General features: G+C 43.3%; 19 protein-coding genes and 1 pseudogene. 10 read left to right on the top strand and 10 right to left on the bottom strand.

Annotated elements, in window-relative coordinates; translation table 11 throughout:
- From CWB85_RS22830 to CWB85_RS15625, 9 genes and pseudogenes are all read right to left on the bottom strand, one after another.
- A pseudogene (locus tag CWB85_RS22830) lies at positions 1 to 904 on the bottom strand (transposase); the annotation flags it as partial.
- Positions 905 to 1,031: 127 nt separating this feature from the next.
- Positions 1,032 to 1,574 (bottom strand): hypothetical protein, encoded by a 543-nt coding sequence (locus CWB85_RS15660; RefSeq protein ID WP_232321814.1) that lies wholly within the window; start codon positions 1,572 to 1,574, stop codon positions 1,032 to 1,034.
- Positions 1,575 to 1,706: 132 nt separating this feature from the next.
- Entirely contained in the window at positions 1,707 to 2,468 is a 762-nt protein-coding gene (locus CWB85_RS15655; RefSeq protein ID WP_016709697.1) for an SDR family oxidoreductase, read from the bottom strand.
- Positions 2,469 to 2,471: 3 nt separating this feature from the next.
- A complete protein-coding gene (gene mmsB, locus CWB85_RS15650) occupies positions 2,472 to 3,362 on the bottom strand; it encodes a 3-hydroxyisobutyrate dehydrogenase (RefSeq protein WP_138555396.1) in 891 nt (296 codons plus the stop codon).
- A gap of 4 nt (positions 3,363 to 3,366) precedes the next feature.
- Positions 3,367 to 4,512: an enoyl-CoA hydratase/isomerase family protein gene (locus CWB85_RS15645; RefSeq protein ID WP_138555395.1), complete on the bottom strand. Its 1,146-nt coding sequence runs from the start codon at positions 4,510 to 4,512 to the stop codon at positions 3,367 to 3,369.
- Positions 4,512 to 5,291: an enoyl-CoA hydratase gene (locus CWB85_RS15640; protein WP_016709694.1), complete on the bottom strand. Its 780-nt coding sequence runs from the start codon at positions 5,289 to 5,291 to the stop codon at positions 4,512 to 4,514. Before CWB85_RS15640 ends, CWB85_RS15645 begins: the two co-directional genes overlap by 1 nt.
- A 10-nt stretch (positions 5,292 to 5,301) precedes the next feature.
- A complete protein-coding gene (locus CWB85_RS15635) occupies positions 5,302 to 6,459 on the bottom strand; it encodes an acyl-CoA dehydrogenase family protein (protein WP_016709693.1) in 1,158 nt (385 codons plus the stop codon).
- 125 nt (positions 6,460 to 6,584) lie between these two features.
- Positions 6,585 to 8,075 (bottom strand): CoA-acylating methylmalonate-semialdehyde dehydrogenase, encoded by a 1,491-nt coding sequence (locus CWB85_RS15630; protein WP_138555394.1) that lies wholly within the window; start codon positions 8,073 to 8,075, stop codon positions 6,585 to 6,587.
- Positions 8,076 to 8,169: 94 nt separating this feature from the next.
- Complete coding sequence (locus CWB85_RS15625) at positions 8,170 to 9,351, bottom strand: acetyl-CoA C-acyltransferase (protein WP_016709691.1); 1,182 nt, start codon at positions 9,349 to 9,351, stop codon at positions 8,170 to 8,172.
- A gap of 329 nt (positions 9,352 to 9,680) precedes the next feature.
- Between CWB85_RS15625 and CWB85_RS15620 the strand changes: the two genes are divergently transcribed.
- The 9 genes from CWB85_RS15620 to CWB85_RS15580 all read left to right on the top strand — a co-directional run bounded on the left by CWB85_RS15620 (position 9,681) and on the right by CWB85_RS15580 (position 19,305).
- Positions 9,681 to 10,115 carry a MerR family transcriptional regulator gene (locus tag CWB85_RS15620; protein ID WP_016709690.1) on the top strand — a complete coding sequence of 145 codons (435 nt, stop codon included), beginning with the start codon at positions 9,681 to 9,683 and terminating at the stop codon, positions 10,113 to 10,115.
- Between the two features lie 57 nt (positions 10,116 to 10,172).
- A complete protein-coding gene (locus CWB85_RS15615; RefSeq protein ID WP_138555393.1) occupies positions 10,173 to 11,348 on the top strand; it encodes an isovaleryl-CoA dehydrogenase in 1,176 nt (391 codons plus the stop codon).
- An 11-nt stretch (positions 11,349 to 11,359) separates the two neighbouring features.
- Positions 11,360 to 12,973 carry a carboxyl transferase domain-containing protein gene (locus CWB85_RS15610; RefSeq protein WP_138555392.1) on the top strand — a complete coding sequence of 538 codons (1,614 nt, stop codon included), beginning with the start codon at positions 11,360 to 11,362 and terminating at the stop codon, positions 12,971 to 12,973.
- A gap of 10 nt (positions 12,974 to 12,983) precedes the next feature.
- The gene (locus CWB85_RS15605) at positions 12,984 to 13,754 is read left to right on the top strand and encodes an enoyl-CoA hydratase/isomerase family protein (RefSeq protein ID WP_138555391.1); all 771 of its coding nucleotides are present in this window, start codon (positions 12,984 to 12,986) and stop codon (positions 13,752 to 13,754) included.
- A gap of 8 nt (positions 13,755 to 13,762) precedes the next feature.
- Positions 13,763 to 15,739, top strand: a complete 1,977-nt coding sequence (locus CWB85_RS15600) for an acetyl/propionyl/methylcrotonyl-CoA carboxylase subunit alpha (protein ID WP_138555390.1) — start codon at positions 13,763 to 13,765, stop codon at positions 15,737 to 15,739.
- A gap of 4 nt (positions 15,740 to 15,743) precedes the next feature.
- The gene (locus tag CWB85_RS15595) at positions 15,744 to 16,655 is read left to right on the top strand and encodes a hydroxymethylglutaryl-CoA lyase (protein ID WP_138555389.1); all 912 of its coding nucleotides are present in this window, start codon (positions 15,744 to 15,746) and stop codon (positions 16,653 to 16,655) included.
- Positions 16,656 to 16,690: 35 nt separating this feature from the next.
- On the top strand, positions 16,691 to 17,389 hold the full coding sequence (locus CWB85_RS15590) for a CoA transferase subunit A (RefSeq protein WP_016709684.1): 699 nt from the start codon (positions 16,691 to 16,693) through the stop codon (positions 17,387 to 17,389).
- Positions 17,390 to 17,399: 10 nt separating this feature from the next.
- Positions 17,400 to 18,056, top strand: a complete 657-nt coding sequence (locus tag CWB85_RS15585; RefSeq protein WP_016709683.1) for a CoA transferase subunit B — start codon at positions 17,400 to 17,402, stop codon at positions 18,054 to 18,056.
- 370 nt (positions 18,057 to 18,426) lie between these two features.
- A complete protein-coding gene (locus CWB85_RS15580; RefSeq protein ID WP_016709682.1) occupies positions 18,427 to 19,305 on the top strand; it encodes a LysR family transcriptional regulator in 879 nt (292 codons plus the stop codon).
- Between the two features lie 53 nt (positions 19,306 to 19,358).
- Here the strand turns inward: CWB85_RS15580 and msrA are convergent, their stop codons facing one another.
- On the bottom strand, positions 19,359 to 20,651 hold the full coding sequence (gene msrA, locus CWB85_RS15575) for a peptide-methionine (S)-S-oxide reductase MsrA (protein ID WP_016709681.1): 1,293 nt from the start codon (positions 20,649 to 20,651) through the stop codon (positions 19,359 to 19,361).
- A 169-nt stretch (positions 20,652 to 20,820) separates the two neighbouring features.
- Between msrA and CWB85_RS15570 the strand changes: the two genes are divergently transcribed.
- Positions 20,821 to 22,347, top strand: a complete 1,527-nt coding sequence (locus CWB85_RS15570; protein ID WP_138555388.1) for a leucyl aminopeptidase — start codon at positions 20,821 to 20,823, stop codon at positions 22,345 to 22,347.
- Positions 22,348 to 22,354: the final 7 nt, after the last annotated feature.

Below are 22,354 nucleotides of genomic sequence, written 5' to 3'. Positions count from 1 at the left end.
GACCTTTTTTCTTTGGATCTATGTGTCGACCACTCCAGTCCACTAATTCAATGTAATCTAGCAAGGCAAAGGGAATTGTATGTTTGATGTCATTACCACCAAATGGCTTTAGCTGTGCAGGTTGGCTTTCATGTTGGATATTATCCTTTTGCTTGAGGGGCTTATTCGCTTTCATCACGTCTGCGGTAAAGGCTTTGAAATGCGCTATACGTTCTTGAATTGAGGTGAAATCACTGTCTTCGAGTGTATCGGCTATATTTGCTCTGATAGGATTTAAATCGACATACGCCATACAACTTAGCACTGCGGCTTGATCTAATAGCGCTTGTGACTTATAGCGCCCTTCCCACAAATTTATAGGGAATAAATTTGAATGCCGTTAGGCAGCCCGAAGGGTGAGTGCCAAGGATGGCAGCGAATAATACTTTCCGGTGCAGTTATCTTCTTTATTGGCCTCGCGGGCTATATATTCATTGAGGTTTTTCATATACCAGCTGATGTCATACAACCTTTCTCGCCATTTTGAGATAATTTCATTGAAGAAAAGTAACCTAGACTTATCTAATTGCTCACCATTTAAGTAACGGTCAACCAGCATGTGACCATTATAGAGTTGATACCAGCGCTTAATTACTTCTTCATCAGACCACTCAAGGGCTTGTTGCTTATTCACATTTACAACGAGATGGTAATGGTTGCTCATAATCGCGTAGGCTGCGATTTCGATGGCAAACACGCTACTTAATAACTTTATTCGCTCTATAAGCCACTCTCTACGGTGATCAAAGTTTTTACCCGTGTGTTTATCATTACCACACAAGTATGCTTGTCTGACACAACGAGCTATTAAGTGGTAATAGGATGTAGATGATAAATCAATCAAGCTTTTTCTTGCGCGAGTCATAAAGTATCAGCTCCAGTTAAACTGTATATAATAACAGTAGTTGATATTATGGTTTTTGCAAAAAAATGTACGCCTGTCCTGTTTTGAGAAAAGTGTCAGCCTTAGCTAGACCCATGTACTGTAACTTTCATTGTGTAAGTTCCTCACATGTCCAAACTGGTTTTTCAAATTTGAAAAGGACCAGTGCGACGAGCAATAAAGCACCGCCAAAAGCCAACCACGATGATATGACTTGCGAAGCATAAAACCACCCAATTGCAGCGGCTATTACAGCAATGAGCACGTGTAACATAAGGGGTACTTTGCCTTGGGTACCGTAAGTTAGCTGATACGCTTTAACAACTTTGTCTGCCACCAAGAACTCACAGGTAGTTATATTTTTTGTCAGCCCTTTAGCTTGTAGCTTGATTTTCGCTGTTTTATTATCCACCCTAAATTCATGGCACGATTGAAACCTATAGTTTTTAGACTCACTAACAATCTCGCCATCTATTTTTACGATTTCTTTTCCTGACACTGGCGAGCAATCATAAGTGATCTGCTTATTATTGAAATAAAATTTAAAATGCATCCCTTTACTCGCTGAAACTTGTACATTTTCATTCGCCGTAATCATATTCCCTTGCCCTGTAATATTTTTTAATACTATGTTTTTAGTGATTTTAAACAAGCAGCAAAATAGTAATACTTTGCACGCAAACAGCTGTATTTAATACTAGTTTGTTGACTAATTAAACATTTAAAAATAAAAAACGGCAAGCCTTGGCTTACCGTTTTAATCATTAATAATCAATAACCGCGGTTACAAACGAATACCGCCGTCGATCTCAACCACGCGACCAGTGAAAAAGTCATTTTCGATAATATACTGAGCAGTATGCGCAATTTCATCAGCTTCGCCAAAGCGCCCTACTGGGGTGACTGCGAGCATACGCTGCTTAGCTTCTGGCTTCATGGCGTCGGTCATATTAGTGCGGATAACGCCCGGTGCAATAGCACCTACACGAATACCGAAACGGCCAAGCTCTTTTGCCCAACCTGTGGTCATAGCAACCACACCCGCTTTAGAAGCTGCGTAGTTGGTTTGGCCAATATTCCCCGCCCGCGCAACGCTCGACATATTGACAATTACGCCGCCTTTGCCAGATTCAATCATATGGGATGCTGCTTCTCGGCCCGCTAAAAATACGCCTGTTAGGTTCACATCAATCACAGATTTAAATTGATCTAGGGCCATTTTAGCAACGACTTTACCTTCTTTGGCTTTGATAAACATGCCATCACGTAAAATTCCGGCATTATTAATTAACACGCCAATGTGACCAAAGTCTGTGTTAATGGTATTAAAAGTATCGACCATAGCTTGTTCATCAGTGACGTTCGCCACATAGGCTTTAACCGTAGTGCCTTGCTGACTAAGCTCTGCAACTGCCGCATCTAATAAATCTTGCTGCATATCAATTAACGCCAGATCAGCACCAAGCGACGCAAATTTATGCGCCATTGCAAAGCCTAGGCCTTGTGCACCGCCTGTGATCACCACGGTATTATTTTTAATTTCCACCTGTTACTCCTTCGAGAATAGTTTAAAAATGGCGCTAAAATCGTCGCTACCCGCACCTTGATGTTGCAGCATGGTATAAAGGTTTTTCGCCATTGAGCCCATTGGGGTTGCTGAGTTACTTTCCTGCGCGGCTTCCATTGCCAAACCTAAATCTTTAGCCATTAAATCAACCATAAAACCTGGCTTATAATTATTGCTGGCAGGGGCTGTTTCCATAACACCAGGGCATGGGTTATAGAGTTCAAGCGTCCAGTTACGGCCCGAGCTTGCTGTCATTATATCGCTCAGCACTTTTGCATCTAGGCCATTATTAATACCCATTTGAATTGCTTCACTGGTGCCTGCCATTAAAATGCTCAGTAGCATGTTATTACAGATTTTTGCGACTTGCCCTGCACCAATTGCTCCAGCATGAAAAATATTTTTGCCCATATCTGCAAGCACATGCTGCGCTTGACTAAAGTGGGCATCGTCGCCACCGACAATAAAGGTCAATGTACCAGCAGTTGCCCCTGCAACCCCACCCGATACCGGCGCATCAACAAAAGCAATGCCTTGTTCACCAAGTTCAGCACCCACTTCACGCGCGGATGCAGCATCTATCGTAGAACAATCAATAACCAGTGTATTTTTAGCCAATACATGAATAAGGCCAGTATCACCTAAATAAAGCGATTTAACATGCTTACTAGCAGGTAACATGCTGATCAACACATCAATGTCGGTGGCACAGTGTTTAGCATCTGTCGCTGCTAGTGCGCCGTTACTGGCCAAGTCATTTACGACCGACTGGTTTAAATCAAACACTTTGACTTGATGACCCGCTTTCACCAGATTGGCAGCCATAGGGCCACCCATATTACCTAAACCGATAAAACCAATTGAAAGTGACATAACCTTATCCTTGTGTGAGTTGTTTTAATGGATGCGTATCAGCAGTCCATCGCAGTGTGAAAAAGCTCTCTATTAGCTCTTCAGGCAGTGCTGCTATTGATTTGAACTGCCAGTTAGGCGCGCCATCTTTATCAATTAACAACGCTCTTACCCCCTCTTGGAATTCGCCTACTTCACCACAGCGTACAGACATCCCGAGTTCCATTTGGAAACACTCGCCAAGGCTTTTTCCTTGTGAGTTAGCAAGCTGGCGCTCAACTAAAGCACAACTTAATGGGCAACCATGCTTTAATGATTTTTGTGCTCGTGTAAGCCAAACGTCATCAGTGTCTAGGTTTAGAATGTAATTAACTTTATCTTTTAAATCAGTAAACTCACCGAGTTGTTGAATTGTCGCTAAATTCGCTTTTACATTGCCTTTTGGCATGCGTCCAGAAATGTTATCAAGCTCAGTTAATAATGAAGTGAGTTTATCGTGATTTAACGCAGCCGTTTTTCCCCACTTGATAGCGATAAGTTGCTCAATCATACTGTCGTACTTATCAGCTTTAACAAAATGATCCGCCAGCGATACAAACATCGCATCGTCGCAATTAATAGACGCTGCGGTTAGCCCTAAAAACAAGCCAACCTGCTCAGGCATTTTGTGTAAAAAGTAGCTCCCGCCTACATCAGGGTATAAGCCAATGGTCAGCTCAGGCATAGCAATACGCGATGTTTCGGTGACAACGCGATGACTCGCACCGGCCATTAAACCAAGTCCACCGCCCATCACAATACCGTTACCCCACACCAAGATCGGCTTGTCGTAACAATGGATTAAATGATCAAGGCGATACTCTTGGGTAAAAAAGTCTTCGATTAGATTAGCAGGCTCACCACTTTTCATGGCTGTGTGCAGGCTGACCACATCACCACCGGCGCAAAATGCTTTCTCTCCTGCACCTTTGATAATGACCATAGCAATGTTGCTATCTTCAGCCCATGCTAACAACTGAGGCTCTAATAGTTTGATCATGGCAAAATTCAGTGCGTTTAATGACTTTGGCGCATTAAGGGTGGCAAAACCAATTAATGAGCCGTTTGCAGCGGCCGCGGTTTCAAACACCACTGGCGCATCAGGCGAATTTAATTGTGTTAGTTCAACCATTAGCCGTTCACCCAATTTGCTTTGCGTTTTTCTAAGAAGGCATTGACGCCTTCACGTTGATCCTCAGAATCAAATAAGCCAACAAATAATTCACGCTCAAGGGGTAATACATGCGCCATTGGCTGAGTACGGCCTTTTTGAATTAATGATTTACATGCCGATACTGCAACAGGACTTTGATCGGCCACTTGATTAGCCAGCTTAAGTGCGGCGGCAAAACTTTCACCTTGTGCAACTACTTCTTCAACTAAGCCGATTTGCAGGGCTTTATCAGCTTTTAGGCGTTCACCGCATAAGATCATCCGTTTTGCCCAGCCTTCACCTACTAACCATGCAAGGTTTTGTGTGCCACCAGCACAGGGTAATAAACCCACTTTTGCTTCAGGTAATGCCATTTGTGCTTGCTCTTCAGCAATACGAATATCGCACGCTAAGGCGACTTCTAAGCCGCCGCCCATGGCATAACCATTAATTGCCGCAATTGATACGCCTCTAAAAGCAGTCAGTGCTTCAAACGCTTCACCAAACACTTGCGACATGGTCGCGGCAACACCTTTATCGCCATCAGCAAATACATTTAAGTCGGCACCGGCACTAAAAAACTTGTCGCCTTCGCCGGTGATCACTAACGAATAGATATTTTTATTATCGTTAAGCTCATTAACGGTAGTTTTTAATGCAATTAACGTGTCTTTGGTCCAGGTATTTGCTGGCGGGTTAGACATAGTTAAAATAGCTACATGACCTTCAATGGTTAAATCAATACTTGGGTTTGACATGACGTGCTCCTTATAAAATATCAGCGGCTGATTCGGCTAAAATACGACGTGCAATGATCACACGCATAATTTCGTTAGTGCCTTCTAAGATTTGGTGTACGCGCACATCTCGAACATGGCGCTCAAGTGGGTATTCTTTAATGTAGCCGTAACCACCATGAATTTGCAGTGCGTCGTTACAGACTGTAAAGCCAACATCAGTGGCAAAACGTTTTGCCATGGCGCAATAAGTGGTTTTTTCACTGTCACCAGAGTCAAGTTTAAACGCAGCTAATCGCACCATTTGTCGTGCTGCCACCAGCTCAGTATTCATATCAGCAATTTTAAATTGCAGCGCCTGAAAAGCAGCCAGAGGCTTACCAAACTGCGTACGCTCCTTTAAATATTCGCGGGCCGTTTCAAGCGCCGCTTGGGCAGTACCAATAGAGCACGTAGCGATATTTATTCGCCCGCCATCTAAGCCTTGCATGGCAAACTTAAAGCCTTCGCCCTCAGCGCCAAGTAAGTTATGTGCTGGTATACGCACATCTTCAAAACTAATTAAGCGCGTAGGTTGTGCGTTCCAGCCCATTTTCTCTTCTGCTTTACCATACTCAACGCCTTTAGCGTCAGCCGGTACAACAAACGCTGAAATACCCGCTGCGCCTTCGCCGCCAGTACGTGCCATAACCACTAACACTTCGGTTTCACCTGCACCCGAGATAAACATTTTTGAGCCGTTGATCACGTACTCATCACCTTCACGTACAGCTTTGGTTTTTAGTGATGCAGCATCAGAGCCGGAGCCTGGCTCTGTTAAACAGTAAGAGGCTAATAACTCGCCCATCACTAATTGTTCACAATACTGCGCTTTAGTTTGCTCAGTGCCAAAGCTTGCGATCATCCAGGTGGCCATATTATGAATGGTCAACATTGCAGTAGTTGCAGTACAGCCCATCGCAAGTTGTTCAAAAATAATGCTTGAATCTAAACGCGATAAGCCTAATCCACCGGCTTCTTCTGGGGTGTATAAACCGCAAAAGCCAAGTTCGCCTGCGGCTTTGATAGTCTCTTTTGGGAAAATATGTTCACGGTCCCATTTGGCGGCATGAGGAGCAAGTTCTGACTGCGCAAATTGGCGCGCCGTATCTGCAAATGCTTGCTGATCTTCTGTTAAATTAAAGTCCATTGGCGACCTCTTTATAAAATATGTTGTCAATTTAGATATTCGTGAAGAGCAGCGAAGGCAATGATATTGTGTGTGAAATCGCCTTCGCGCCCCTCTTTTTTATTATGTGGAGTTAGTTAAATTAATTACTTAAGGTTGATGCTCATATTAGGGCCTGAGGCAATATCGTCTTCAAACCAACGTGAGGTAATGGTTTTGGTTTCTGTATAAAAACGAATGCCTTGCTTACCGTAAGTGTGCGTATCCCCGTAGAACGAACCTTTCCAACCAGTAAATGAGAAAAATGGCAGTGGTACAGGGATTGGTACGTTAATACCTACTTGACCGACTTCGATTTCGTGTTGGAATTTACGGGCAGCTGCACCGCTTGAGGTAAATAATGATGTTCCATTACCATAAGGTGACTCATTGATCAGTGCGATTGCTTCATCCAGAGAATCAACAAACATACACGCCAGTACTGGACCAAAGATCTCTTCTTTGTATAAATCCATGTCGGTGGTTACATCGCTAAACAGGGTTGGTCCAACCCAGTTACCCTTTTCATAACCTGCAACGGTAAAGTCCGAGCCATCAATTAAACACGTTGCGCCTTGCGCTTTACCGCTTTCAATTAATGAAAGAATACGTGCTTTGGCAGCCGGTGATGTTTGTGGGCCGTATGCAGCCTCTTTGTCATCCCATACACCTGGGCGTACATTAGCAAAACCGGCTTTAATATCGTCAACCCAGTCTTTCGCTTGGCCTACAAATACCGCGACTGAAATACCCATACAACGCTGGCCTGCCGCACCAACAGACGCACCAACAAGGTTATTAACAACGTGCGAGCGACTAGCATCAGGCATGATCACCATGTGATTTTTTGCACCCACACAAGCTTGCACACGCTTTAAATTTGCAGTGCCTTTAGAGTAGATGTATTCACCTACACCACAAGAGCCAACAAACGAAATTGCACGTACTGCAGGCTCTTCTAATAACCGGTCAACTTGTGCTTTAGTACCATGCACAACTTGCAGCACGCCCGCTGGTGCACCGGCCTCAATGAAAAGCTCAGCCAAACGCATTGGCGTTAATGGGTCTTGCTCTGACGGTTTTAAAATAAAGGTGTTGCCACATACAATCGCCAGTGGGAACATCCACAATGGGATCATCGCTGGAAAGTTAAACGGCGTGATGCCCGCACACACACCCAGTGGCTGCATGTATGAGTAAGTGTCGATTTTACGCGCCACGTTTTCCATTGTCTCACCCATCATTAATGACGGTGCATTAGCCGCTTGTTCAACAACTTCAATACCACGCCACACATCGCCTTTGGCATCTTCAAATGTTTTGCCTAATTCGTGGCAAATAATGGTGGCAAGTTCATCATGATGTTCTTTTAAAAGTGCCGCGTACTTCATCATAATGCGCGCACGCTCAGTGATTGGTACGTCTTTCCATGTTTTAAAGGTCTCTTTAGCTGATGCGATCGCGGCATCCATTTCTGCGTCTGTTGCACATGGTACTTGTGCAAGCACTTCTTGGTTTGCAGGATTGATAACGTCAATCAGTTGAGCTGATGTTGATTGAACAAATTCACCGTTGATAAGTAATGGTACTTGGTGCATAACGCACTCCTCCCCAGAGGGTAATTAATTAAGCCGCAGTAGTTATTGTTAAAAGAGCCTACGGCTGTGAGAGTTTAAATTTGTTTTCTAAAAACTAGAGTGCTTCTACTGCTAGGGCAACCGCTTCACCGCCACCAATGCATAATGATGCTACGCCTTTTTTAAGGCCGCGATTTTTAAGCGCGTGAATAAGCGTCACTAAAATACGTGCACCACTGGCACCAATTGGATGACCCAGTGCACACGCACCGCCATTAACATTTACTTTGCTTTCATCAAGCTTTAACTCATTGATGGCAAGCATAGTAACCATGGCAAAGGCTTCGTTAATTTCCCACAGGTCAACGTCATTCGTTGTCCAGCCCGCTTTAGCAAGTAAGCTATTCATAGCGCCTACCGGAGCAAGCGTAAACTCACTTGGTTTTTGCGAATGGGTGCTGTGGGCAACAATTCGACACAGTGGGGTCAGCCCTTGGGCTTTTGCATGTGATTCGCTCATCAAGATAAGTGCAGCGCCACCGTCAGAGATTGACGATGAATTTGCAGCAGTAATAGTGCCGTCTTTTTTGAAAGCGGCGCGCAGGCTCGGTATTTTTTCAGGACGAGCATTACCCGGTTGTTCATCAATGCTGATAGTAACGTCGCCTTTACGGCCACTGATTGTGTGTGGCGCAATCTCGTTGGTAAAACTGCCGTTTTCAATCGCCGCATTGGCTTTACTTAACGAGCTCAGCGCAAACGTATCCATTTGCTCACGACCAATCCCATATTCATCAGCAGTGTCTTGTGCAAAACAGCCCATGGCTTTGTTATCGTACGCGTCTTCTAGGCCATCGCTCATCATGTGATCTTTTATTTCACCGTGCCCCATGCGCATGCCACCGCGTGCTTTTGGGATAAAGTACGGCGAATTAGTCATGCTTTCCATGCCACCAGCAACCGCGCTATTAATTGAACCCGCTTTAATTAAGTCGTGTGCAAGCATCGTCGCTTTCAAGCCTGAGCCACACACTTTATTAATTGTTGTTGCGCCGGTTGAACGAGCAAGTCCAGCTTTTAACATGGCTTGGCGCGCAGGTGCTTGACCTAAACCCGCTGGTAATACACAGCCCATGATCACTTCATCAATCGCAGTATCACTTAAACCAATATCGGCTATTGCACTGGCAATGGCGGTTGCACCCAACTCAGTAGCAGATGCATCACTGAGGGATCCCATAAAACCGCCCATCGGGGTACGTTTTGCTGCTACAATAACAACGGCTTCACTAGTCATAAAAAGGCTCCATTTATTATCAGGTGTAATCACAACTGTTCGGGCTACACCAAGTCATTTATAATTTGATTTGTCTATGAGCATACATAATATTTACGTTTACGCCAACGTAAATCTAAAATCAAGATTTTTGCGGTAAGTAAAACTGTAAACTTATCTTTATTTTAGCGTAGCTATTTGCACACACTAGGCCTCTACACCTGTAAATACGGGTAATCTTGTTGTTTTATACCACAAATGTATAAGTCTAAAGTATAAGTTCTATTATCCACTTTACCTTTACGTAAACTTCACTTATATTGGAGTTATTCGAATGAGGTAACTAGACTATGAATCAAGATAATCAAACAAACTTTGCCAGCTCAGCCGCTGAGCCTGCCAGCCACGAGCAAACCTTTAGCATCAGCGAACTAGCTAAAGAATTTGACATTACTACCCGCTCAATTCGCTTTTATGAAGATCAGGGCTTAATTTCACCTGAGCGTAATGGCCAAACCCGTATTTATTCAAAACGTGACAAAGTACGTTTAAAGCTAATCTTACGTGGTAAACGCTTAGGGTTTACCTTAGCTGAAACCGGCCGTTTGTTTGAACTGTATGACGCGGATAAATCGAGCGCGAAGCAGTTAGTGACTATGCTGGACTTGATCTCAGAAAAAAAAGCTGACCTCAGCCAACAAATGGATGACATTAAAGTTGTCTTGATGGAGCTGGTAACCGCTGAGCGTCGTTGTCGCGATACCTTAAATCAATTAGATGAATAAACCCTAAACAATTTATAAAAGACTATTCATTAACAGTCTCTCACACAGGAATGAATCATGAGCACTATTTCACTATATAAAGAAATGAACTTTGGCCTTGGCGAAACCGCAGATATGATCCGCGATCATGTTAATAGCTTTGCCAGCCAGGAGATTGCCCCTTTAGCAGAGAAAACCGACCTTGATAATGCGTTTCCTAATCAACTATGGCCCCAGTTAGGCGAGATGGGTGTATTAGGGATGACCGTACCTGAAGAATTAGGGGGGGCGGGTTTAGGTTATTTAGAGCATGTTATCGCGATGGAAGAAATTAGCCGTGCGAGTGCCTCAATTGGTTTAAGTTATGGTGCTCATTCAAACCTCTGTGTGAATCAGATCAACCGCAATGGCACACAAGCACAAAAAGAAAAATACTTACCCAAGCTTATCAGTGGTGAACACATTGGTGCCCTTGCAATGAGTGAGCCAAACGCCGGCTCTGATGTTGTGTCAATGAAACTCAAAGCAGAGAAAAAAGGCGATAAGTACATTCTTAATGGTAATAAAATGTGGATCACCAATGGTCCTGACGCCCATACCTTTGTGATCTACGCAAAAACTGATTTAACGGCCGGTGCTAAAGGTATTACTGCGTTTATTGTTGAGAGCAACTTCCCTGGTTTTTCAACCGCCCAAAAGCTCGATAAACTCGGGATGCGTGGCTCAAACACCTGTGAATTAGTGTTTGAGAACTGTGAAGTACCTGAAGAAAACATTCTTGGTAACTTAAACGAAGGCGTAAAAGTATTAATGAGTGGCCTTGATTACGAGCGTGTCGTACTTGCGGCGGGCCCACTGGGTATTATGCAAGCCTGTATGGACATTGTTGTGCCGTACATTCATGAACGTAAGCAGTTTGATACCCCGATTGGCCAGTTTCAGCTTATTCAAGGCAAAGTGGCCGATATGTACACACAAATGAATGCGGCACGTTCATACGTGTATACCGTAGCCAAAGCCTGTGACCGTGGTGAAACCACCCGTAAAGATGCCGCTGGCGCAATTTTATATGCGGCAGAGCTGGCAACTAAAATGGCACTAGATGCGATTCAAATTCTCGGTGGCAATGGCTATATCAATGAATACGCAACAGGTCGCCTGCTACGTGATGCTAAGCTGTATGAGATTGGCGCCGGCACCTCGGAAATTCGCCGTATGCTCATTGGTCGTGAACTATTTACTGAAAGCCGTTAAGGATAAGCGCTATGACAATTTTAAAATCAAGCGTTAATCCAAACGATCCACAGTTTTTACAAAATCATAAAAACATGGCGGGTTTAGTGGATGATTTACGCAGCAAAGTAAATGAAATCAGCCAAGGTGGTGGTGCAGCGTTAATCGAGCGCCATCAAAGCCGTGGTAAAATGTTCGTTCGTGAGCGCATTAGTACTTTACTTGACGAAGGCTCACCATTTTTAGAGATTTCGCAATTTGCTGCCTTTGGCGTTTATGAGCAAGCGATTCCATGCGCCGGTGTTGTTGCTGGTATTGGTCGTGTTAAAGGCGTTGAGTGTATGATCATCGCCAATGACGCGACAGTTAAGGGCGGTACTTACTTCCCGCTAACCGTTAAAAAGCATTTACGCGCGCAAGATATCGCCGAACGTTGTCACCTGCCCTGTATTTATTTGGTTGACTCAGGTGGCGCAAACCTACCAGAGCAAGACGATGTGTTTCCAGACAAATTGCATTTCGGTCGTATTTTTTATAACCAAGCGCGTATGTCAGGTAAAAGCATCCCACAAATTGCCGTGGTTATGGGGTTATGTACCGCAGGCGGTGCATACGTGCCTGCAATGGCCGATGAAAGCATTATCGTCAAAGAGCAAGGCACTATCTTTTTAGCGGGCCCACCGCTGGTAAAAGCGGCAACTGGCGAAGAAGTCACAGCTGAAGAGCTCGGTGGTGCCGACGTGCACTGTAAAACATCCGGTGTGGCTGATCACTATGCAGAGAACGACGCACACGCATTATCAATTGCCCGCCAGTGTATTGAACGAATTAATTACCAACGCCCTACTTCACCAATACTTGATCAAGAACCTGTAAAAGCACCGCGTTACGACATAAACGAATTATACGGCATTGTCGGCACTGATCTTAAAAAGCCGTTTGATGTGCGTGAAGTTATTGCTCGCACTGTGGACGATTCATCGTTTGATGAGTTTAAGCGTTACTTTGGCGACACCTTAGTGACAGGTTTTGCTAAAATTTATGGCCACCCTGTGGGCATTGTAGCCAATAACGGGATTTTATTTAGTGAGTCTGCGCAAAAAGGCGCGCACTTTATTCAACTATGCGCGCAGCGTAAAATTCCACTGGTATTTTTACAAAACATCACCGGTTTTATGGTGGGTAAAAAGTATGAAGCCGAGGGAATTGCTAAACACGGTGCGAAAATGGTAATGGCAGTATCGTGTGCGGATGTGCCTAAGTTTACAGTACTGATCGGCGGCTCTTATGGCGCTGGCAACTACGGCATGTGTGGCCGTGCGTTTGAACCTACCATGATGTGGATGTGGCCTAACGCCCGTATTTCAGTGATGGGCGGCGAGCAAGCTGCAGGCGTAATGGCACAAGTAAAACAAGATGGTTTAGCCCGTAAAGGTCAAACCATGACTGATGAGCAAATCAGTGAGTTTAAACAGCCTATTATTGACCAGTATGAGCAACAAGGTCACCCTTATTACGCCAGCGCAAGGCTGTGGGATGATGGCATCATCGACCCTGCTGATACCCGCAACGTACTAGGCTTAGCACTAAGTGCTGCAGCTAACGCGCCACAACGTGATTCGCAATTCGGCGTCTTTAGAATGTAAGGAAGTGAGTATGTCAGTAACACTACAAATAACTAAATCAAATGTGGCTGTACTCCTGTTAAGTCGCCCTGAAAAACGCAATGCTTTTAACGAGCAAGTGATTCATGAACTTATTCAATGTATTGAACATGCCAACAGCTTAGATGTACGTGCTTTAGTTCTAAAAACTGAAGGTGAGCACTTTTCTGCAGGGGCTGATCTGAACTGGATGAAATCCATGGCAGATAATGATTTTAGCGAAAACCTCGCCGATTCAAAGCAACTTGCCAAACTAATGCATGTGCTAGCGACGAGTCCATTACCAACCATTTGTGCTGTACAAGGTGCTGCATTTGGTGGCGCACTTGGCTTGATTGCTTGTTGCGATATTGCTATTTGCCAAGACAACGCGCAGTTTTGCTTAAGCGAAGTAAAACTTGGCTTAATACCCGCAGTAATTAGCCCTTATGTGATAAGCGCTATTGGCGAGCGTGCTGCGCGTCGCTATTTTTTAACCGCGGAAATTTTTGATGCTCATACGGCAAAACAGTTAGGTCTTATTCATCAAGTAACCGGAAAACTAGATTGCGCCCTTGATCAATTGCTAGAGAATTTACTTAATAATGGCCCATTAGCCGTGCGTGCTGCTAAGCAATTAATTAACGATGTAGCAGGTCATGAGATTAATGGTCAAATTATTAATTTAACCGCCGAACGAATTGCAGAAATTCGCGTATCAGAAGAAGGCCAAGAAGGCTTATCCGCTTTTTTTGAAAAACGCCCACCAAGTTGGCAGAAATAGGGATCACCATGAGCACACAATCATTACAAAAAATTCTTATTGCTAACCGTGGCGAAATTGCCTGTCGGGTAATGCGCACTGCCAAGCAAATGGGTTTAACCACAGTCGCGGTTTATTCTGACGCCGATAAACACGCTCAACATGTACAGTTAGCCGATGAAGCCTATCATATTGGCGCAGCACCAAGTAAAGACTCTTACTTAGTGGCTGATAAAATCCTCAAAGTGGCACTTGATGCTGGTGTTGATTGTATTCACCCAGGCTATGGTTTTTTATCTGAAAACAGTGAATTTGCTAAAGCCTGTGAACAAAACAACATTGCATTTATAGGTCCACCAGCGGTAAGCATAGAAGCCATGGGCTCAAAAGCACGGGCCAAAGAGATCATGGCAGCTGCCAATGTACCTTTAGTACCGGGTTATTATGGCGATAAACAAGATCCTGTGTTCTTACAGGCTGAAGCTGAAAAGATTGGCTATCCGGTGCTTATCAAAGCGGCCTTTGGTGGTGGCGGTAAAGGCATGCGTATTGTTCAGCAGGCAAAAGACTTTATAAGTGCTCTACAAGGCGCACAGCGTGAAGCTATTGCAGGTTTTGGCAATGACTTAGTGCTTCTTGAGCGCTACGTAAACAAACCTCGTCACGTTGAAGTACAAGTGTTTGCTGATAATCACGGTAACTGTGTGTATTTAGGTGACCGAGATTGTTCGTTGCAACGTCGTCATCAAAAGGTCATTGAAGAAGCGCCTGCGCCTGGTTTATCTGATGAACTACGTAAAGAAATGGGAGAAGCGGCTGTACGTTGTGCCCTTGCAATTAACTATCGCGGTGCAGGTACTGTAGAGTTTCTACTATGCGGCGATGAATTCTTCTTTATGGAAATGAACACACGTTTACAAGTAGAGCACCCAGTAACCGAAATGGTTACTGGCGTTGATTTAGTCAATTGGCAAATCAATATTGCAGCGGGTAAACCATTAGCCCTTGTACAAAGCGATATTAAGTTACGCGGTCATAGTTTTGAAGCGCGGATTTATGCCGAAGATCCAAGTAATGACTTTATCCCCTGCTCTGGCACTATTAACGGTTTATATACTCCCGTGCAATCTGAATATGTACGCATTGATACCGGTGTTACACAAGGCGATGAAATTAGCCCATTCTACGACCCAATGATTGCAAAACTCATTGTTCACGATGATAACCGTGAACAGGCCTTAGCACGTTTAAGCACGGCACTTGAACAGTTTCATTTGGCAGGGTTTAGCTGTAACGTCAGCTTTTTACATACCCTTGCTAATCACCCCGCATTTAAATTAGGCGCACCAGACACTCACTTTATAGAAGAGCAAGGCGCTGCCTTGATCAAAGTGGATCAAAAGCACCGTGATATTAGCAACGTTATTGCCGCATTTAGCTATTTAACATCGCTTAAACACCACGATAAATACTCAGCCTGGGATAATTTACCCGGCTTTAAACTAAATAGTGCAACCACCATCACAGTCCCTTTAACAGAGCAGCAGCTACTTGCTACAGCAACGGCCGATGGGTTTATTATTCACCTTGATGAAGTTGACTATACAACCTCTGGCGACATTGATAATAACCTTTGTAGTGTATTTATAAATGGTGAGAAACACACATCCCACGTAGATACCTGTGATAACACCATTACAGTGATGTATAAAGCGCTACAAAGCCGCTTTGACATTGTTGATAAGCACTATGTCAGCGAACACGAAAGTGATGCACTGCCACTTGCCGCTCCGCTCAATGGCACGGTTGTTAAGCATTTAGTGGCTGTAGGTAGTCAAATTACTAAAGGCGATGCCGTGGTGATCATCGAAGCGATGAAAATGGAATACACTCTCACCGCCCCACATGATGGCGTACTGCAAAGTTATTGTTTTGCTGAAGGTGAACTGGTAAGTCATGGCGCACTGCTTGCGATAGTCACTGATGAGAGCAAAGCTGATGAGTAATGCAATGACAAACCAACTTCCAAGTCATGTACGGATTGTTGAAGTGGGTCCCCGTGATGGCTTACAAAACGAAAGCGCAGTGAGCACTCAAAGCAAGATTGCGCTTATTAATGCACTTGCCGCTGCCGGTATCAAAGATATTGAAGCTGGTGCCTTTGTCTCGCCCAAATGGGTGCCACAAATGGCCGATTCAAATGAGGTAATTAGCGCACTTGAGTTGCCTGATTGCAATCTAACCGCCCTCACCCCCAATTTAAAAGGGGCAGAAGCAGCACATGCGGTGGGGATTAAAGAATTTGCTATATTCACCGCAGCCAGTGAATCGTTTTGCCAAAAAAACATCAACTGCTCAATTGACGAAAGTATTGCCCGATTTAAAGATGTAATGGCGTTTGCCAAAGCGCATAACATTCGCGTGCGAGGTTATGTAAGCTGCGTGCTAGGTTGCCCGTACGAAGGAGATATTGACCCTCAGGCTGTGCTCACTGTTACAGAAAAGTTATTAGCACTGGGCTGTTATGAAATTAGCCTTGGTGACACGATTGGGGTAGGCACTGCCAAAAAGGTCGATCAGCTACTAAACTTACTCCTGAGCAAAATTGATAAATCGGTGTTAGCTGTTCATTTTCACGACACCTATGGCCAAGCGCTCACAAATATTTACACTGCGCTAAAGCGTGGTATAGCAACGGTTGACAGTGCAGTTGCAGGCCTTGGTGGTTGCCCTTACGCTAAAGGAGCGTCAGGAAATGTTGCCACCGAAGATGTCGTTTACTTACTGCAAGGACTTGGCATTGAGCATGGAATTGATTTAGAAAGACTGGCTGAGGCTGGTTGGGCTATTTGTAGTGCATTAAACAAACAACCTGTAAGCAAGGTATCCCTTGCCCTTAAAAATCAAGCTGCTGAACAATAACAGCAGTTATACACATAATTATAAGGAGTGGGCCCATGGCCGGTTTCGATAAAGTGGTTTCAAGTTATGAAGCTGCAATGGAAGGTTTAAAAGATGGCGATACTATTATCGCTGGTGGCTTTGGTTTATGCGGTATCCCAGAGGGGTTAATTAGCGAGATCAAGCGTAAACAAACAAAAGATCTTACTGTGGTATCAAATAACTGCGGTGTTGATGATTTTGGCTTAGGGATTTTATTACACGACAAACAAATTAAAAAAATCATCGCCTCATATGTGGGCGAAAATGCCCTTTTTGAACAGCAGTTATTAAATGGTGAAATTGACGTTGTGCTAACCCCACAAGGTACATTAGCTGAAAAAATGCGTGCTGGTGGTGCGGGTATTCCTGCGTTTTATACAGCCACAGGTTACGGTACACCCGTTGCTGAAGGTAAAGAAGTTAAAGAGTTTAACGGCCGACCGTATATTTTAGAAGAGTCAATCACCGGTGAGTTTGCAATTGTAAAAGCATGGAAAGCAGACCGCTATGGTAATTTAGTGTTTCGCCACACGGCGATGAACTTCAATCCAATGGCAGCCACAGCAGGTAAAATTACTGTAGCCGAAGTTGAAGAAATAGTAGAGCCGGGTGAACTTGAACCAAGCCAAATTCATACCCCTGGTATTTTTGTAAATCGCGTGATCAAAGGAAGCTTTGAAAAACGCATTGAACGCATCACCACAAGCGATTAGGAGCAACATCATGGCATTATCACGTGAACAAGTCGCAATGCGTGTTGCGCAAGAGCTACAAGACGGTTACTACGTAAACCTCGGTATTGGCATTCCTACCCTAGTTGCTAACTATGTACCTGATGGCATTGAAGTTATGTTACAGTCTGAAAATGGCTTATTAGGCATGGGGCCATACCCTACAAAAGCTGAGCTTGACGCTGATATGATCAATGCGGGTAAAGAAACCGTGACAGCAGCCACAGGTGCAGCCATATTTAATAGTGCAGATAGTTTTGCAATGATCCGTGGAGGTCATGTAGACTTAACAGTCTTAGGTGCATTTGAAGTTGACCAGAACGGAAACATCGCATCGTGGATGATCCCAAAAAAGCTGATCAAAGGCATGGGTGGCGCGATGGACCTTGTTGCTGGTGCTAAGAATATTATTGTTACAATGACCCATGCCAGTAAGCATGGCGACTCTAAATTACTTGAAAGTTGCTCTTTACCCTTAACTGGTGTTAACTGTGTAAAGAAAATAGTAACGGATTTAGCCGTTTTAGAAGTAAAAGACGGCGCATTTCATCTGCTAGAACGCGCACCTGGCGTATCAGTGGACGAAATAATAAGTAAAACGGCAGGAAAATTGCTTGTTGATGGTGAAATACCTGAGATGGTTTTTTAAATTATCTCTTAGTTTCATCTTGTACCGACCTCATTCCCAGTGCCAATGGCGCTGAGTTACCCAAAATCCCTCGCAAGAGGGATTTTTTTTGTCTGTAACTTACTGCACCAAATTATAGCAAAGCATTTTTTTGTGCCCCATATCTGTGATTTGTACTACAATTGGAGAACTCAACGAATTGTTGTTATCTAAAAGAGAAAACAACGATTAACCTGAGAACTACTATCACACAAATTAAATAGCCTTAAATTGGTTGTTTTTTAATTGTAGATGCAGAAAATAGCTATAATGCAAACTAATTTTGCTAACACTTTGCAAGTTGGGATAGTTATTGCTTTACTAACGTTATTGAGAATTACTAACATCGATTATGCAAACACCTATTAGAGGATTACGTTCATTTTGTTTTGCGGCAAGAACGTTAAGCTTTAAAGAAGCCGCAAACTTACTTTATCTTACGCCGTCTGCTGTCAGTCACCAAATCAAACAGCTAGAAGAGCAGTTAGGTATTGAATTGTTTGAACGTCAAACACGCTCTATCAATTTAACCGCTGCGGGTAAAAACTTTTATGACTCAGTGTCACCGCTTATTAAAGCACTTGAAAAAACCATCACTGAATTTAGTCAGTTGCAAGAAAATGTCACCATCAGCATTACCTTACCTGAGTTCTTTGCTAGTGAATTATTGATGCCCAAACTCAGCGAGTGGACCACTGAGCACCCTAAGACTAATTTACAACTTAACACCATGAAAACCCGTAAAGAGTTGGCTATCCATAGTGATTTATCAATCGTGTTGTCTTCTTCGAAACCCATTGAAGGTGTTGTGCACGAATTATTTTCACTGCAATATTCACCTGCGTGTAACAAAGAAAACTGGCAACAATGGCATGAGAATCCACTTGAAGCATTACAACAAGTGCCGCTTATTTTGCATAAAGCTCGCCCTTGGGCATGGCATCAATGGGCTGAACATGCTGGTTTAGATGACTTTTCACCAAAACAAATTATCCAGGTTGATAGTATGTTTGGTGTTGCTCGCGCAGCGCAACAAGGGATGGGAATTGCACTGATCCCCTTGCCTATCAGTCAAACATGGTTTGATGAAGGCTGGTTGTTTAATTTCACCGAAGAACCATTAGTCACTAAGGATAAATATTACTTAGTGCAGCATGAGCCAAGTGAAACGAATGCCTCACTTGAACTGTTTATTAAGTGGTTACTTGATACCTTTAAGCACCTTAAGTAATACTCATAAATTAAACCCAGCATTAAGCTGGGTTTTCTGTTCAAATGTTTTTATTAGCTTTGATTGCGGGCAACAAACTCAAGTACCGTTGCATTAATGCAATAGCGATCTTGTCCTTTTGGGCCTTCACCCGGAAATAAATGCCCTAAATGAATACCAGAAGATTTTGATTTAATTTCAATACGCTGCATACCATAGCTATTATCTTCATGCAGTGTCACAGTGTCTTTAACTGGATGAGTGAATGACAACCAACCAGTCCCAGATTTAAAGCGATCGCGAGTGTCAAATAACGGCACACCACTGAGTTTATCGATAAAAATACCATCAGGGGTATTTTTGAAAATATCATACTGCTTACAGAATGGGCTATCTGTGCTGGCATTAAATGCAACTGAATAAGCCTCGCTGTTCCCTAACTTGAACGCCCCCAGTGCTTTATAAAATTCGCCCGCAGGCACATACCCCTGACGACCATAAACTTCTTTGCCATCTTCTAAAAACAAAATGGTTGGTGTGGCCCATGTCGGTGTTTTAATTGTTAAGCCATCAAGTTGGTCGGCTTTACGATAAGTTAAATTAATACTGCCTTTGTAATCGTTACTAACCTCTTTTTTAAATTTCTCGCAGTATGGACAATACGCACGAGAATCAATCACCACAATCTGTTTTCCAGTAAGCAATGCCGTGTTATCAATTGCTTCTTCTGTTGGTTTTTCAAACACCACGCCAGTTGAGTGATCGGGGCAATAGCCATTTGGGTTTTTCACCAAATAGTCTTGATGGTATTCCTCAGCCGGAAAAAATTCAGTAAGCGGTTTAATGATTGTTTTAATATCCCCATACCCTGCCGCAGTTAGTTTAGTTTGATACTGCGCTTTTAATTGTGTGGCTAGATTAGCTTGCTCTGCTGTTGTTGTTAAAATAATTGAACGATACTGTGTACCGATATCATTTCCTTGGCGATTTTTCTGTGTTGGATCATGACTTTCAAAATAATTTTTTAACAATGCTTCAGCACTGATAATAGTGCTGTTGAAGGTTACTTGAACAACTTCAGCGTAGTTATTCTCATCAAAACGACGAGATTGTTGTGTAATATTGCGGTAGCTTGCTTTGAACCCTTTACCATCAGCGTAACCTGATTCTGCATCGATCACACCATCTAATGCTTCATAGCGTTTTTCAGCTCCCCAAAAGCAACCAGAGCCTAATACAATCGTTTCTAAATGCATGGTTGCTTGAACATCGCCCGCTTGTTCAGTTTCAAGCGAAAACGCATAATTTGCCACGCTAAACAAAACGCTACAAGTAGCTAATTTAAGCCAATTCTTTGCTGTCATCATTACCCTGCCTCACTCTATAAATAGCTTCAATCTAATAGACCTTTGAGCTGCAATGATTATTTCATTAATTTGCATTATTTTATCGCTCAATATCGCAGCTTTACCGAATTCAACTTAACCTACGAACCTAAATAAGGTAAAAAGGCTTTTATTTAATATAGGTTTGACAATGAAAACGCTTTTCAATTTATCAGCGCTAACACTTGCTGTTACTGTTAGTACGCACACTCTAGCTGCAGAGTTTAATTTTACTAATAAAATAGATAACAATGCCCATGCATTAGTGTTGCTTTATAGCCAAGACGGCAGCAATAAGCAGTTTAAATCGCTTAATAAAACACTAAACAACCAATTACAACGTGCTATTGATAGTAATGACTTTAATGGTAAATACGCCAGTGTCGTTGAAGTATTAGCACCCCATAACAGTGATTTTAACCGTGTACTGATTGTTGGTGCAGGTGAGCAAGATAAACTTGATAAAGCATTAATGGCTAAACTAGGTGGCAATATTCACGCCCAGTTACTTGCTAATAAAACAGTATCTGCCACAGTCGCCATGGATGAATTAAATGGGGTAAATACTAATAGCGAATTAGCAGCTAACTTTGCCCATGGGGCGAACTTGCGTGATCACCGTTTTGAAAAATACAAACAAAAACCGAATACTCAGACAGTTAATTATAGTTTTGATGTTGATAACGCAAAACAAACAAAGCGTGAATACACACAACTTGAAAGCATCCAGGCAGGCGTATTTTTAGCACGCGACCTTACATCAGAAGTGGCTACAGAAATGACTCCTGAAGATTTTGCTAATGCAGCCAAAGAACTAGAGTCTTTAGGTGTTGAAATCACCATTTTAGAGCCACAGCAATTGAAAGAGCTGGGTATGGGTGCGCTTGAAGCCGTTGGCCGTGGTAGCCAGCAAGGAGCTCGTTTAGTGGTTGCACATTACAAAGGTTCAAACGACACACCTATCGCGCTTGTCGGCAAAGGGATCACCTTTGATTCAGGCGGTTACAGTTTAAAAACCGGCGCATCAATTGCACGTATGAAATCAGATATGGCCGGTGCTGCAGCCGTACTTGGTACAGTCAAAGCAATGGCATTAGCAAAAGCAGATAAAAATGTCGTGGCTGTGATGGGTATGGCTGCCAACATGGTATCGCAGTTTGCGGTAGCACCTGGCGATGTAGTACGCACAGCAGAAGGTTTAAGCGTTGAGATTGTTAACACCGATGCAGAGGGCCGCTTGGTATTAAGTGATGCGATGTGGTACGCCAGAGAGTATTTCAAGCCACAAGTCATGATAGATGTTGCAACACTTACAGGCTCTAAAATTCAAGCTGTAGGTAATGATTATGCTGCGGTTTTTTCTGATGACGATGAACTTGTTGAACAATTAACCTTTGCTGGTAAGCAAGTCAATGAGCTTTTATGGCGCCTACCTTTAGGTTATAAAGAGACCTTATCATCTGAAATAGCTGATCTTAAGAACTTAGGTTCAAGTGGCCCAGGCGCAACCACTGCAGCAAGCTTTTTACAACATTTTGCTGGGGATACGCGATGGGTACATATCGATATCGCTGGTAATGCGTTAGCAAGCAAAGGTAAAGATGAAATCTCAGCCGGTGGCACTGGCTACGGTGTTCGTTTACTAAGCGAATGGCTATTAAGTAATGAAGTTAAGTAACTAAGCT

Origin of the sequence: Pseudoalteromonas sp. S1727 (assembly GCF_005886375.1) — a bacterium.
GTDB classification, from domain to species: Bacteria; Pseudomonadota; Gammaproteobacteria; order Enterobacterales; family Alteromonadaceae; genus Pseudoalteromonas; species Pseudoalteromonas haloplanktis.
This window is presented reverse-complemented; position numbering and strand designations above follow the sequence as displayed.